General features: G+C 68.6%; 11 protein-coding genes. 6 read left to right on the top strand and 5 right to left on the bottom strand.

What is annotated here, in order from left to right; genetic code table 11:
* Positions 1-67 precede the first annotated feature (67 nt).
* Both DL519_RS19410 and DL519_RS19405 read left to right on the top strand, forming a co-directional pair.
* Positions 68-1,345, top strand: a complete 1,278-nt coding sequence (locus DL519_RS19410; RefSeq protein ID WP_223839275.1) for a lysozyme — start codon at positions 68-70, stop codon at positions 1,343-1,345.
* A gap of 263 nt (positions 1,346-1,608) precedes the next feature.
* Positions 1,609-6,624, top strand: a complete 5,016-nt coding sequence (locus DL519_RS19405; RefSeq protein WP_190816864.1) for a tetratricopeptide repeat protein — start codon at positions 1,609-1,611, stop codon at positions 6,622-6,624.
* A gap of 8 nt (positions 6,625-6,632) precedes the next feature.
* Here the strand turns inward: DL519_RS19405 and DL519_RS19400 are convergent, their stop codons facing one another.
* Together DL519_RS19400 and DL519_RS19395 are read right to left on the bottom strand one after the other, a co-directional pair.
* Positions 6,633-6,944: a hypothetical protein gene (locus DL519_RS19400; protein ID WP_190816862.1), complete on the bottom strand. Its 312-nt coding sequence runs from the start codon at positions 6,942-6,944 to the stop codon at positions 6,633-6,635.
* Positions 6,928-7,161: a DUF397 domain-containing protein gene (locus DL519_RS19395; protein WP_168587545.1), complete on the bottom strand. Its 234-nt coding sequence runs from the start codon at positions 7,159-7,161 to the stop codon at positions 6,928-6,930. Before DL519_RS19395 ends, DL519_RS19400 begins: the two co-directional genes overlap by 17 nt.
* Positions 7,162-7,372: 211 nt before the next feature.
* On the opposite strand from DL519_RS19395, the gene DL519_RS19390 reads away from it, so the two are divergent.
* Positions 7,373-8,530, top strand: a complete 1,158-nt coding sequence (locus tag DL519_RS19390; protein WP_190816856.1) for an RNA-guided endonuclease InsQ/TnpB family protein — start codon at positions 7,373-7,375, stop codon at positions 8,528-8,530.
* A gap of 24 nt (positions 8,531-8,554) precedes the next feature.
* Here the strand turns inward: DL519_RS19390 and DL519_RS19385 are convergent, their stop codons facing one another.
* Positions 8,555-9,466: a helix-turn-helix domain-containing protein gene (locus tag DL519_RS19385; RefSeq protein WP_190816860.1), complete on the bottom strand. Its 912-nt coding sequence runs from the start codon at positions 9,464-9,466 to the stop codon at positions 8,555-8,557.
* Between the two features lie 200 nt (positions 9,467-9,666).
* Between DL519_RS19385 and DL519_RS19380 the strand changes: the two genes are divergently transcribed.
* Positions 9,667-10,518 carry an SAM-dependent methyltransferase gene (locus tag DL519_RS19380; RefSeq protein ID WP_190816858.1) on the top strand — a complete coding sequence of 284 codons (852 nt, stop codon included), beginning with the start codon at positions 9,667-9,669 and terminating at the stop codon, positions 10,516-10,518.
* A 44-nt stretch (positions 10,519-10,562) separates the two neighbouring features.
* On the opposite strand, the gene DL519_RS19375 is transcribed toward DL519_RS19380, so the two are convergent.
* Entirely contained in the window at positions 10,563-11,720 is a 1,158-nt protein-coding gene (locus DL519_RS19375; RefSeq protein ID WP_190816856.1) for an RNA-guided endonuclease InsQ/TnpB family protein, read from the bottom strand.
* 88 nt (positions 11,721-11,808) lie between these two features.
* Here DL519_RS19375 and DL519_RS19370 point away from each other — a divergent pair, with 88 nt between their 5' ends.
* On the top strand, positions 11,809-11,964 hold the full coding sequence (locus tag DL519_RS19370; protein ID WP_190816854.1) for a hypothetical protein: 156 nt from the start codon (positions 11,809-11,811) through the stop codon (positions 11,962-11,964).
* A gap of 303 nt (positions 11,965-12,267) precedes the next feature.
* On the opposite strand, the gene kstR is transcribed toward DL519_RS19370, so the two are convergent.
* Positions 12,268-12,876 carry a cholesterol catabolism transcriptional regulator KstR gene (gene kstR / locus DL519_RS19365; protein ID WP_190816852.1) on the bottom strand — a complete coding sequence of 203 codons (609 nt, stop codon included), beginning with the start codon at positions 12,874-12,876 and terminating at the stop codon, positions 12,268-12,270.
* A gap of 163 nt (positions 12,877-13,039) precedes the next feature.
* Between kstR and DL519_RS19360 the strand changes: the two genes are divergently transcribed.
* Positions 13,040-14,293, top strand: coding sequence for a glycosyltransferase family 4 protein (locus DL519_RS19360; RefSeq protein ID WP_190816850.1), 1,254 nt, complete (start codon positions 13,040-13,042; stop codon positions 14,291-14,293).
* The last annotated feature ends 2 nt before the right edge of the window (positions 14,294-14,295 follow it).

Genomic DNA, 14,295 nt, shown 5'->3' with positions numbered 1-14,295 from the left:
AATCCAGGTATTCGCGTACGTAAAAACCGCGATGCAAGTACACGCTCCGTGCTGAAGTGTGGGGCTCGTGAACCCCGAATCCTCCGACCAAACAAGATCCCCCGAAAACAACGATCGCGCCTCGGCCCCGAACGAGGCGACTGACCGCGGGTTGCGTTCCGCTGCGCTGCGTGCCGACCAGGCCCTGCGCACGGCAGTGGATCGTGTGCGGCCGGCGGCGCACCGCGTCGGCGAGTGGGTCGCGCCGCTGATCCAGCGCGTACTGCAGTGGCTGGCACCGCTGCTGCAGCGGATTCAGGAAGCACCCGCGGTGCGGCGTCTCCGGGAGAGGGTTGCGCCGCACATGGAGAAGCTCCCCGAGTCCGTTCGGCGGGCTCCGCGCACGCGGTCCATGCAGGCGGGTGCCGCCATCGCCGCCGTCGGCGTGGTGGGCCTGGTGATCGGCAGCGCCGTGGCTGGCCCGGACGAGACCAAGGTCGATGACGCCGCGATGGAAGCCCCGATCCAGGCGCAGCATGCCCCGGCGCAGGCCGGGCAGCTGATCCCGGCCCCGCAGGAGGCCCCGGCGCATGCCCCGGCGCAGGCCGGGCAGCTGATCCCGGCCCCGCAGGAGGCCCCGGCGCATGCCCCGGCGCAGGCCGAGCAGCCGATCCCAGCCCCGCAGGAGGCCCCCGCGCCCCAGGCGCAGCCCGTCCCGCAGGCCCCGCTGGGCCCGCCGGTCGAGGGCATCGACGTGTCCAACCACAACGGCGCCATCGACTGGAGCAAGGTCGCGGCCGACGGCAAGAAGTTCACCTTCGTGCTGGCCACCGACGGCACCGGCTTCAGCAACCCCCGCTACAGCGAGCAGTACCACGGCGCCAAGAACGCCGGCCTGATCGCGGGCGCCTACCACTTCGCGCGGCCCGGCTCGTCCTCCGCGGAGGCGCAGGCCGAGCGGTTCCTGAACATCGCCGACTACCAGGCCGACGGCAAGACCCTGCCCCCGGTTCTGGACCTGGAAGTGGACCCGAACAGCGGCGGCTGCTACGGCCTGTCCGTCGCCGACATGCACCTGTGGACCAAGACCTTCAACGACAAGGTCAAGGAGCGCACGGGCAAGGATCCGATCATCTACGCCAACCCGTCGTTCTGGCGGCAGTGCATGGGCGGCACCGACATCTTCGGTGGCCACGCGCTGTGGCTGGCGTCCTACGGCGTGGACAGCCCGGCGGTGCCCAACGGCTTCAACGCCTGGGACTTCTGGCAGTACACCGACCAGGGCAGTGTCGCCGGCATCGGCGGCAACACCGACCTGAACCAGTACCAGCAAGGCTTCGAGCGGCTCAAGCAGCTCGCCGGCTGACTTCCGGTTCGTGCCGGAATTTCGACGGGAGCGGGTCGTCCGCACATCGCGGGCGACCCGCTCCCATTTCTGTGCGCCGGACGGAACGTCCACTTCGGACTCCCGGGCCGGGGTCCAGTCAAGTAGGACTTGCGACCCGCTCCGCGGGTTGCCGCCGGGACGGGTGATCTTCGTCGTGCCTCCGATACAGGGGATTCACCGGACTGTGAGTGGCGGACCGATATCCTCGCCGCGATCGATGATCACCTGATCGGAGGCGCGGCATGTCACTCTGGGAACAGCGGGTCACCCAGGCCCGGCAGCTGTGGATCAATGGTGATCATGCCGCCGCCGAGCGGGAGTTGCGCACCGTGCTCGCCGACGGCGACTTCGACAGCGCCGTGCACGCGACCTGTCTGCTCGGCGCGCTGCTGGACGAGCGCGACGACGCCGCCGGGGCCCGTGCGATGTACCAGCGGGCGATCGACTCCGGGCACCCGATCTACGCCCAGCTGGCCGCGATCTCGCTGGGCCCGCTGCTGTTCGACGCCGACGACCTGACCGCCGCCCAGGCGGTGCTGCGCTTCGCCGCCGATGGCGCCGACCCGGACACGGCCGGGCGCGCCGACGCGTTGCTGGCGCAGGTGCTGCACATGCTCGGCGACGCAGCGGGTGCGCGCGAGGCCCGCGACCGGGCCCTGAACTGCAACGACCCCGCCGTGGCCGAGCTCGCCAGGGACCTGGACCTGCCCGGCCCGGGCGAGCGGTCCGCCGAGGAATACCTCCAGGTCGCCTACGAGCAGGCGTGCCTGCTGCTGGACCAGGGTAGGGACCACGACGCGGAGCCGATCCTGCTGCGGCTGCTGGACAGCGGCCACCCGAACTACGGATCGCTGGGCGCGGCGAAGCTCTACACGCTGCACGTCGACGATTCCGCGAAGACGCGGCAGATGGCCGAGCGGATCATCGCCTACCGCCACCCCGAACACCTCGGCTGGGGTTACGTGCTGCTCGGCGGCGTGCTGGAAGGCCTCGACGACCCGGTCGGCGCGGCCGACGCGTTCCACCGCGCCGTCGACGATCCGCGCCCGGAGGTCCGGCTGCATGCGCTGATCCACCTGGGGATGCAGCTGCGCGAACTCGGCCGGGCGGACCAGGCCCGGGACACCTACCAGCGGGTGATCAACACCCGCCACCCGCGCTACTCGATCGAGGCGCTCGGCGTGCTGGCCGAGTTGCAGCGCGATGAGGGCGACATCGCCGGAGCCGTCGAGACCTTCGGCAAGGTGGCCGATTCCAGGCACGCCGAGAAAGCGCCGCTGGCCGCCTACAACATGGGCGTGCTGCTTTACGAGCACGGCGACCAAGTGGCCGCCGCCGAGGCGTTCCGGAAGGCCGCCGACGCCGAAGATCCGCACGTCGCGCACCAAGCCGAGCTGGCACTGTCCATGATGGACGTCGGCGACGCGCAGCAGGACCCGGCCAGCGACGACGCGGTGCAACTCGCGCAGCGCGCCCGCGAGGCGGCCGCGGCCGGCGACATCGACACCGCACGGGCCGCGTACCAGCAGGTCATCGAGATGGACGTGCGAATCTGGTCCGTGATGGCGGGCAACTCGCTCGGCCTGGTGGAGGCGACCGCCGGCGACCTCGACCGGGCCCGGCAGGCGCTGCGGTGGGCCGCGATGTCCGACGAGGGTTCGCTGGCGCAGGACGGCGCGTTCCGCCACGCGTTGCTCGACGAGCCCGCCGCGCGGCCTGTGCTGCAAGCGCTGTTCCGATTGGAGAACAACGACGAGACCATGCTCGACGAGCTCATCGCCGGCGCTTCGCCGGAGGTCCGCGACCTGGGGTCGGTGGTCAAGGCCGAGCACCTGATGACCACCGACGTGCCGACCGCGGTGGAAATGCTGACCGGGCTGGTCGAATCGCCGAACCGGCTGGTCTGGACGAAGGCGGGGCACCTGCTGGCCGGTTGGCTGGTCCGGGAGCAGCGGCACGAGGACGGGCTGCGGCTGCTCCAGAGGGTCACCGGCGAGGGGCACCCCGCGCTGCGGCCCTGGGCGGCGGCCCAACTCGGCGACCTGCTGCTGGACCAGGGAGATTCCGAAGGCGCCATCGCGGCGTGGGAGTCCGCGGCGGCGACCGGGCACCGCACCGTGCTCGGCGACGTGTTCGGCAAGCTCGCTCTGATGTACCGCACCTGGGGCCGGCACGACGAGCTGCTGGACCTCTACCGCCGGACCGCCGCGAGCGGCCACCCCGAGTTCGGGCCGCGCGCGGCGTTCCTGCTCGGCGAGGAACTCGTCGAGGCCGACGACCTGGAGGCGGCGCTGGCGCTGTTCACCCAGGCCGCCGACTCCACCTCCGCCGCCGCGCTAGTCGCGGCCTTCGGCATGCACGCCATCAGGCGGGAACTGGAGGCGGCGCGGGCCGGTTTCCTCGCGCTGGCAGAGGACGAAAAACCGCACTACACGGCCACGCAGCTCTGCCTCAACCTGGCGCACCGGTACCAGAGCCGGGGCGCGGTCGAGTTCACCGAGTGGGCGTTGCAGCTGGTCGTAGAGGCCGGGCATCCGGAGCACGTGCAACCGGGCTGGCTCTTCCTCGGGGCACTGCGCAACGAAAGCGGCGACACCGACGCAGCTGCGGAAGCGTGGGAGCACGCGGCGCTGAGCAGCGACGCTGACGAAGCGGCGGTGGCGAAGCGCAGCCTCGCGGATCTGTTGCAGGGCAAGGGCGAGCTGGACCGGGCCGAGGCACTGCTGGCCGAGGTGGCCGGGGGAGAAACCGGCAACGCCGCCGACGCCGCCCTCAAGCTGGGCAACCTCCGCGCGGAGCTGGGTGACGTCGGCGCTGCCGTCGAAGCGTTCCGCCGCGCGGAGTCGGTCGGGGGTCGGATCCAGGGCACCCACGCCACCGCCAACATTGCGATTCTGCTTGCCAAGCAAGGCGAAACCGAGGCCGCGCGGCGCGCCTTCGAACGCGTGATCGCCTCAGGTGTGCCCGGGGTGCAGGCCACCGCCGCGTTGGAACTGGGCAACATGCTGCGCGACACCGGGGACGAGGCAGCGGCGAGAGCGGCCTACGAGCGAGCGCTGGAGTTCGACGAACCGGACGTCACGCCGTACGTGTACCAGCAGATGGGCGCCGAAACCGCCGAGCAACGGGGATTCCGGTTGATGAGGGAAGGCGACACCGAAGGCGCTCGGGCGGCGATCGGCGAGCACTACGGCTCGGCTCGCGTCACCGACTTCTGGTGCGCGGCGTGGACCGGACCGGCGGCTGCGGCACCGATCCTGGGCGGGGCTTCCGGAGATGACCTGCAGGTCTGCTCCGAGCTCGGGCTCGCCTTCGGCCGGGCGATGGAGGACGATGCCTCGGAGGCCCGGGAATTCTTCCGGATGGTCGCCGACCACGGGCATCCGGCGCTGGTCCCGAAGGCCCAGATCGCGCTCGGCGAACTCGCCGAGCGGCAGCGGGAGAACGCGCTGGCGCTGGCCTGGTACCGCCGCGCGAGTTCCGCGGACGAGCCGGAGACCAACGCGTTGGCAGGCGTGCTGCTGGCCCAACTGCTGTCCCGGCTCAACGACCGGGAGGGCGCGAAATCCGCTTGCCGGCACGCCATCTCCGCAGGTTCCGGCGTCTCTGCCGTGGACGCGGGACTGCTGCTCGGGCAGCTCCACCACGTCGCCGGCGACGTGGTGGAGGCGCAGGTGATCTGGGACCGGGCCGAGGAATCAGCCGAATCGCCTGAGCAGTTCGGCGCCGCACTGCACCACCGCATCGTGCAGATCGGCGAGACCGCCGACGAGGCGCTGGAACTGCTGCGCCGGTTGACGAAATCGACCGATCCGAGCGCGGCGATCCACGGGATGGGACTGCTCGGGGAACGCGCCGACGACCCGGCCGAGGCCATCCACTGGTTCGGCCAGGCCGCGGAACTCGGGGTGCCAGGGCATTCCGACGCCGCGCGCGGACGGCTCGGCGAACAGCTGCTGGCGCAGGGCGATCGGGACGCGGCGCGGATCGAGTTCGAACGGGTCAGGCGGTGCGACGTGCCCGGCATCGCGGCGCGCGGCGAGTTCGGGCTCGGCCTGATCCGGTACGAAGAGGACGATTTGGCCGGTGCGGTCGCGGCTTTCGTCAAGACCGCGTCCTACGCCTCGGACGACGACCTGGGCGAAGACGCGCTGAACAACGTGCGGGTCGTGCTCGACGGGCAGCGCGCCGCCGGCGACCACCTCGGCGCCGCGAACACCCTGCGCAGACTGGCCGAAGTGGTCCCGGAAGCCCACGTCGCGGAGTGGGCCTACGAGACCGCCACCGAGTTCATCGAGGCCGAGGACAACGACGCCGCGCTGATCTACCTGCGGTGCGCGGTGGAGATCGGTGCCCCGGAGCCCGCGCCGGAAGCGGTGCTGGCGCTGGGCGAGGTGCTGCACAAGCGCGGCGAGCCGGCCGGTGCGCGGCAGGCCTACGAGCTGGTGCTGGCCACCGGCGACGAATACCGCGCAGAGGTCGCGAAATACCGCCTGGTCGAGCTGTTGAAGGACGACGACCCGGCCGCCGCCGAGGAACTCATGCACGCTCCGGACGGCGTCCTGACCCCCGCGATGAAGGCGATGCTCGGGCTCAAGCGCCGCGACGAGGGCGACACCGCCGGGGCGATCGAGGCGTTCCGCGAAGCCGCGGGCAGCGACGACGACCGGTTCTCGCCGATGGCCACCTACACGCTGGCGCAATCCCTGCGCCAGGACGGCGATCTCGACCAGGCCCGGCAGACCTATCTGCGGCTGATCGAATCCGCCCCGGAAGACCCGTACGCGGGGGAGGCGCTGCTGGAGCTGGCGTCGATGGCCTACCACGCCGAGAACGACTCGGAAGCCCGCGAGTGGAGCTTGCGGGCGTGGGACTCCGACGACCCGGAGCTGTCCGCGAAGGCCGCGATGAACCTCGGGGTGATCGCCAAGCGCCGCCGCAACCTCGACGACGCGAAGCCGTGGTTCCTGGCGCTGATCGACCTCGGACACCCGAAGGCCGCGTTCGCCGCCGCTCACCTCGCGGAAATGCACTACTGGCGCGAGGAATACGCCGAGGCGATCCAGCACTACGAGTACACGCTGGCGAACACCGAGGACGCGGAACTCGTCGCCGAGGCGGCCTTCCGGGTCGGCGAGATCCGCTACCGGCGCGGCGAAGTCCAGCAGGCGCGCGAACTCCTCGATCGGGCGGCGCGCACCGAAGACCCGTCCTTCGCCCACCAGGCAACGCAACTCCTGGCCAAGTTGGGCGGCTGACGGCAGCGTCAGGCTTGGACCGTGATGAGTTGTTCAGGGAGGGCGAGGACCTGGTCCAGGACGTCGCACGCCGAGCCGGCCGTGCGCCAGTACGCGTCGTCGTCCCGGAGGTGGTGGTCGCGGGAGACCCGCGCGGCGCGCACGTCGTCCTCGCCGCGGAGCTCGACCACGTCGACGATGGCGCCGTGCGGTCGCACGTAGATCAACGCCATCAGCTCGCCGTCGGAGTCCCGTACCGGCGGCATCAACCGGAATCCCCGGTCCACCAGTGCGTGCAGGCGGGCGCAGGAGTCGTCGTGGCCCTCAGCTGACGAGGTCATCGAACTCACCGTCCTTGACTCCGCGCAGGAACGCGGCCAATTCGGCTCGGGTATAGATCAGCGCGGTTCCCCGCGATTGGCGCGATTGGCGCAGCGCGATGGTTCCGTCGGCCAGGGGCGCGATCTCGACGCAGTTGCCCCATTTTCCGCTGTGGCGCGACTTTCGCCAGGTCACGGCCCCCAGCGCGGCGACCGGGACCTCTAACTGGCCACTCATCAGATCTCCCTCGGTCGACTGCACATGCAATTGCATACGCCATTGCGGAGGAAGGTACCACAGCGCTGCGCACATGCGCGATCACTGTGAGTAGCCCGAATGATCTAGATTCAGCATCTTCAAGCGAGGAACCCCGGTCCTTCAGGGCCGGGAGGAATCGCGGAACACGACCGGCACTTTTTCAAACGATCTACGTGGTAGCGTGTGTCGTATGAACATTGTCGTGCAGGTGAAGCTTGAGCCGGATGCCAGGCAGGTATCCGTGCTGGAGTCGACCCTGTACGCACTCAACGAGCAAGCGAACAAGGTCTCCGAGGTCGCTTTCGACCGCGACGTGAAGCGCAACTACGACCTGCGCAAACTGACCTACAACGACCTCCGCGAAGCCGGGATCGGATCCCAGGCCGCGCAGCACATCATCAAGAAGGTGTGCAACGCCTACGTAACCTTGAAGGCGAACATCAAGGCCGGGAACCTCGGCACACAAGGATCCCAGCGCCGCGTCAAAGCGGAGTCGAAGCCCATCTCCTTCCGCCTGGACAGCGCGCACCCCTACGACGCGCGGAATCTGTCCTTCGCGCTGGAGAAAAAGACCATCTCCCTGTGGACCCTTGAAGGGCGGATGAAAAACATCCCCTTCACCGGCTCCGAACACGACCTTGCGAAGCTCGCCCGGTTCAAGCGGGGCGACTGTGACCTGATGCGCCGTGACGGCATGTGGTTGCTTGCCGTCACTGTGGACATCCCCGACACCGAACGGTACGAGCCGACCGGGTTCATCGGTGTGGATCTCGGCATCGTCAACGTTGCCACCGCCAGCAGCGGCTACACAGCCGCGGGGCGTGGCCTCAACCGGCACCGCAAACGCCAGATCGCCCTGCGCGCCAAGCTTCAAGCCAAGCAGACCAAGGCCGCCAAGCGGCGACTCAAAGCCCGTGCCCGCAAGGAAGCGCGGCACGTCAAGAACATCAACCACTGCATCTCGAAGACGATCGTGACCGAGGCCAAGCGCACCGGACGCGGTATTTCCCTGGAAGAACTCAAGGGAATCCGCGACCGGGTACGGCTCCGTAAGCCTGAGCGGGTCACGCTGCACTCCTGGTCGTTCGACCAGCTTGGGCAGTTCATCGTCTACAAGGCCACCATGGCCGGGGTGCCGGTGGTCTACGTCGATCCCGCGTACACATCACAAATGTGCGCCGAGTGCGGGTACACGGACAAGAACAACCGCGTGTCGCACGGGTCTTTCACTTGCCGGTCGTGCGGCCACGCTCAGCACGCCGACCGCAACGCTTCCCGCAACATCGCCCAGCGGGGCAATGCTGTGTGGAACGCGGGGCGTGAGTCACGCGTCCCGGTCGGCGCATAGCCGATCAAGATGCGGCAGCCTCAGCTAGCCGCAAGCCCGGCCCTTCAGGGCCGAGAAGTTGACCAGCAACTGGCGGGTCTGCTCGGGAGTCCGGGCGTCCACCATCAGCCGATCGAGCGTACGGCCGTATCGCTCGATCTCTTCCAGCTTGTCCAGGTACAGCGCCCCGCTCAGGTGCTCCAGGTACACCACGTCCGGCAATTCGGGTTCGGCGAAGCGGAGTATGGTGAACGAACCCTCCGCCGCGTACCCGCTGAGTGCGAACGGCACCACCTGCAGCGCGATGTTCGGCAGCTTGGACATCTCCAGCAGGTGGTCGATCTGTGCGCGGAGCACGGCGGCGCCGCCGATCGGCCGGTGCAGCACGGATTCGTCGATGACCGCCCACAGCCTGGGCGCGCCCGGCCGCGCGAGCAGCTTCTGCCGCTTAATGCGCAGCGAGACCCGGTGCCGGGTCTCGTCGTCGGCCAGCTTCGGGTGCCCCGAACTGGCGATGGCCAACGCGTAGTCCGTGGTCTGCAGGAGGCCCGGCACGAACTGCAGCTCGTAGGTCTGGATCCGGGCTGCCACGCCTTCGAGTCCGATGTAGTCCTGGAACCAGTGCGGCATCGTGTCCGCGTACCGGTTCCACCAGCCGGGCTGCTTGGATTGCGAGACCAGCTGGAGGAAGCGGGCCCGCTCGACCGCGTCCGTCACGCCGTACATCGTGAGCAGGTCCGCGACGTCGCGTTCCTTGAAGCCGACCTTGCCGAGCTCCATCCGGCTGATCTTGGACTCTGAGCCGCGGATGGCGTAGGCCGCCTCGGCGGGCGGGATCTCCGCGGCCTCCCGGAGCCGGCGCAGCTGCGCGCCGAGGATGATGCGCCGGGCCGTCGGACTGCCGTCCGGCCCTGCCGCGTCGCCGCCCGCGGATCCCGGATCTTCGTCCCGAGCCATCGTCGCACCTCCCGATCTACCGCCGTCCGATTCTCGCACCACGACCACGGAAACAGCCGCACCGACAGGTCCACCCGTTCGGATCAAGATCGACTTGCGGCTCTCACATTGATAGCACGCCAGACGTTTACTCAGAGCAACGAAGCTCGTACCCTATGCAATTCCCCGAGCATCCGACCCCACGCCGTAGCGAGGAACACATGGCCGCCGACCTCACCGCGTCCGACGACGAAATCCCCATCCACATCGATACGAACAAGGCGAGCATCGCCCGCGTCTACGACGCGTTCCTCGGTGGGAAGGACAACTACGAGGTTGACCGGGAGGTCTTCCGGCGCGTTCAGGAGGTCACCCCCGAGGCTGCCCAGCTGGCGTGGGACAACCGCCAGTTCCTGATCAGGGTCAGCCGGTTCATCGCCGCGGAAACCAGTGTCACCCAGTACCTGGACTGCGGATCCGGCCTGCCCACCGCGGAGAACACCCACCAGGTGGTGCAGCGGATCAAGCCCGAGTCGCGGGTGGTCTACGTGGACAACGACCCAGTCGTCCTCGCCCACGGCCGCGCGCTGCTGGAGGAGAACTCGAAGACCCACTTCAGCCCGGCGGACATCTTCGAACCGGCGCGGATCCTCCAGGACGAGGTGGTCGGTCAACACTTGGACTTCTCCGAGCCGATCGCGTTGTTCCAGCTGGGCACGCTGCACCACTACGACGGCGAGCGACCACCCGCCGACATCATGCGGGAGTACATCGAGGCGCTGCCATCCGGGTCCTATGTGGCCATCAGCCACTTCCTCGACCCGGGGGTCGAGGAGTACTGCGAACTCGCCCGGCGGATGGAGCAGGCGTTCCTGCACAGCCCGATGGGCACAGGAGTGTTCCGCACCCGCGTCGAGATCGAGTCGATGTTCCAGGGCTTAGAACTCGTCGACCCAGGCCTAGTGCTCTGCGCGGACTGGTGGCCGACCGGCCCGCGGCTCAAGCCGCTCCACCCGGTGCAGCACTGCATCGCAGGAGCAGTGGGCCGCAAACCGTCAACTTCTCGGCCCTGAAGGGCCGGGCTTGCGGCTAGCTGAGGCTGCCGCATCTTGATCGGCTATGCGCCGACCGGGACGCGTGACTCACGCCCCGCGTTCCACACAGCATTGCCCCGCTGGGCGATGTTGCGGGAAGCGTTGCGGTCGGCGTGCTGAGCGTGGCCGCACGACCGGCAAGTGAAAGACCCGTGCGACACGCGGTTGTTCTTGTCCGTGTACCCGCACTCGGCGCACATTTGTGATGTGTACGCGGGATCGACGTAGACCACCGGCACCCCGGCCATGGTGGCCTTGTAGACGATGAACTGCCCAAGCTGGTCGAACGACCAGGAGTGCAGCGTGACCCGCTCAGGCTTACGGAGCCGTACCCGGTCGCGGATTCCCTTGAGTTCTTCCAGGGAAATACCGCGTCCGGTGCGCTTGGCCTCGGTCACGATCGTCTTCGAGATGCAGTGGTTGATGTTCTTGACGTGCCGCGCTTCCTTGCGGGCACGGGCTTTGAGTCGCCGCTTGGCGGCCTTGGTCTGCTTGGCTTGAAGCTTGGCGCGCAGGGCGATCTGGCGTTTGCGGTGCCGGTTGAGGCCACGCCCCGCGGCTGTGTAGCCGCTGCTGGCGGTGGCAACGTTGACGATGCCGAGATCCACACCGATGAACCCGGTCGGCTCGTACCGTTCGGTGTCGGGGATGTCCACAGTGACGGCAAGCAACCACATGCCGTCACGGCGCATCAGGTCACAGTCGCCCCGCTTGAACCGGGCGAGCTTCGCAAGGTCGTGTTCGGAGCCGGTGAAGGGGATGTTTTTCATCCGCCCTTCAAGGGTCCACAGGGAGATGGTCTTTTTCTCCAGCGCGAAGGACAGATTCCGCGCGTCGTAGGGGTGCGCGCTGTCCAGGCGGAAGGAGATGGGCTTCGACTCCGCTTTGACGCGGCGCTGGGATCCTTGTGTGCCGAGGTTCCCGGCCTTGATGTTCGCCTTCAAGGTTACGTAGGCGTTGCACACCTTCTTGATGATGTGCTGCGCGGCCTGGGATCCGATCCCGGCTTCGCGGAGGTCGTTGTAGGTCAGTTTGCGCAGGTCGTAGTTGCGCTTCACGTCGCGGTCGAAAGCGACCTCGGAGACCTTGTTCGCTTGCTCGTTGAGTGCGTACAGGGTCGACTCCAGCACGGATACCTGCCTGGCATCCGGCTCAAGCTTCACCTGCACGACAATGTTCATACGACACACGCTACCACGTAGATCGTTTGAAAAAGTGCCGGTCGTGTTCCGCGATTCCTCCCGGCCCTGAAGGACCGGGGTTCCTCGCTTGAAGATGCTGAAGAACCGTACGGCGAATTCGAGGGGACGCGCCGAGAACACCAGCAAAGAGAAGCTCGCGCGCTCGGGCATCCCGATGCTCACTATGGCCGACGCGGCGCGGTTGGTCACGGACGGCAGCCGCGGTAGCCGAGCCAGGCAGTAGCCCGCCTTACCAATTCACGGCGCCACCACATCCGAAACAGGCCCAGCAGATACAGTTTTGGAAGCTCGGCTGGACCCACCGCAACCGCAAGCTGCTCGACCTCGACCCGTCCAACCAGGTCCTCGCGGTCGGCGAGACCAACGCGCACCTGGATGTCCTTGTCACCCGTGGAATCCTGACGTCATCCGCGCCGGACGGAGTAGTGGAGTACGCGGTTCCGCGCGAGGGCTGAGCCTGCGGCGGCCGTACGCCGGTGTCGTGATTCTTCTGGAGCAGCAACCCAAAAGATTCACGACCGCCGGCTCACGCCAGCAGGAGGCGGACGGTGAGCTCCAAGCGGTTGGAGAGGTCGGCGGCCGACGCCCGGCGGGTCACCCAGGCGACCAGGTTGGACAGCCACACGTCGCCGATCACGCGCGCGATCGCCTTCTCCTCGTCGGTGGGCTCGTCCTGGGTCATGGCGTTGGTGAAGAACCGCTCCACCAGCGCCGCGACGGTGTCCACCTCGGCGGCCGCAGAGGTGTCGGCGAACATGAACGCGCGGGTCATCGCCTCGGTCAGCTGCGGGTTGCGCTGCAGCGTCCGGGTGGTGCGGTTGAGCACGAACATGACCCGCTCGTAAGGCGTTTCGCCGGGGTTCTTGGCGCGGTCCATCTTGTCCTGGGCCCGCTCGAACTCCCGGGCCAGGCCGGTTACCAGCAGGTGGATCTTGGACGGGAAATACCGGTACAGCGTCCCCAGCGCCACGTCGGCCTTCTCCGCCACGGTGCGCATCTGGACCGCGTCGTAGCCGCCCTTGGTGGCCAGTGCGATTGTGGCGTCGATGATCCGCTTGCGGCGTTCGTGCTGGGCCGTGGAACCGGTCTCGTCGTCCCGGAGCGCTTGCAGCAAATTCCGCGAGGTGCTTGCCATGCAGCGTCGGTCCCCTCGAAGACTTGTTGGTCGAAAACCGCGTGTTGGTCGCCACGCGGCTCGTTGCCGCACCACCCTGGCGGGTTAAGGTGATCGACATGGTTCGATCGAAACATGTTCCAGTCTACCCAGCCCGCCGGGCGCGGGCTGTGTGAGGTGAGCTGTGCGGATCGCGTTGCTGTCGTACCGGAGCAAGCCGCACTGCGGCGGGCAAGGCGTCTACGTCCGCCACCTCAGCCGGGGGCTGGCCGAACTGGGGCACCACGTCGAGGTGTTCTCCGGCAAGCCGTACCCGGAGCTGGATCCCGGGGTCGACCTGACCGCGGTGGACAGCCTCGACCTCTACGACGAGGCGGACCCGTTCCGCACCCCGGGCTGGCGGGAACTGCGTGACGCCGTCGACCTGCTGGAGGTCGGCACCATGTGGACCGCCGGGTTCCCGGAGCCGCTGACCTTCAGCCTGCGCGCGGCGAAGCTGCTCCGCGCCCGGTCCCACGAGTTCGACGTGGTGCACGACAACCAGTGCCTCGGCTACGGGCTGCTGTCCCTGCAGCGCGCCGGGATTCCACTGGTGGCGACGGTGCACCACCCCATCACGCACGACCGCCGGGTGGACTTGGCCGGCGCCACCGGCTGGCGGCGATTAGGCGTGCGCCGCTGGTACGGCTTCACCCGGATGCAGGGCCGGGTGGCCCGCCGCATCCCGCAGCTTTTGACCGTTTCGGAGTCGTCGGCCCTCGACATCCGCCGCGATTTCGGCGTCGGCGCGCAGCAGCTGCGGGTGGTGCCGCTGGGCGTGGACGCTGAGGTGTTCAAGCCGCCGACCGCGCCCCGTGTGCCGGGCCGCATTGTGGCGATGGCCAGCGCGGACACCCCGATGAAGGGCATCGGCACGCTGCTGGAGGCGGTCGCGAAGCTGCGCACCGAACGCACCGTGGAGCTGGTGCTGGTCGCGAAGCCGACCCCCGGCGGCCCGACCGAGCAGCGCATCGAGGAACTGGCCATCGGCGGCGTGGTGCGCACCGTCAACGGCCTCAGCGATGCAGCGCTGGCCGAGCTGCTCGGCTCCGCCGAGGTGGCCTGCGTTCCGTCGCTGTACGAGGGGTTCTCGCTGCCGACCGTCGAGGCGATGGCCTGCGCGACGCCGCTGGTGGCCAGCCAGGCCGGAGCGATCCCGGAGGTGGCCGGGCCGGACGGCGAATGCGCCGACCTGGTTCCGCCGGGCGATGCCGAAGCGCTGGCGGCGGCGCTGGCCGGACTGCTCGACTCGGCCGATCGGCGGCAGCGGCTCGGCGCGGCGGGCCGGGCGCGGGTTTTGGCGAAGTACAGCTGGAAATCGGTGGCAGCGGCGACGGTCGACTGCTACGCCGAGGCGATCGCGCGGAGGGCGCGCGCAGGGGAAGGAGCAACTTGCTGACG

The organism is Saccharopolyspora pogona, from assembly GCF_014697215.1.
Taxonomy (GTDB): Bacteria; Actinomycetota; Actinomycetes; order Mycobacteriales; family Pseudonocardiaceae; genus Saccharopolyspora; species Saccharopolyspora hattusasensis.
The sequence above is the reverse complement of the archived record's forward strand: the minus strand, read 5'-3'. Positions and strand labels throughout refer to the sequence as shown.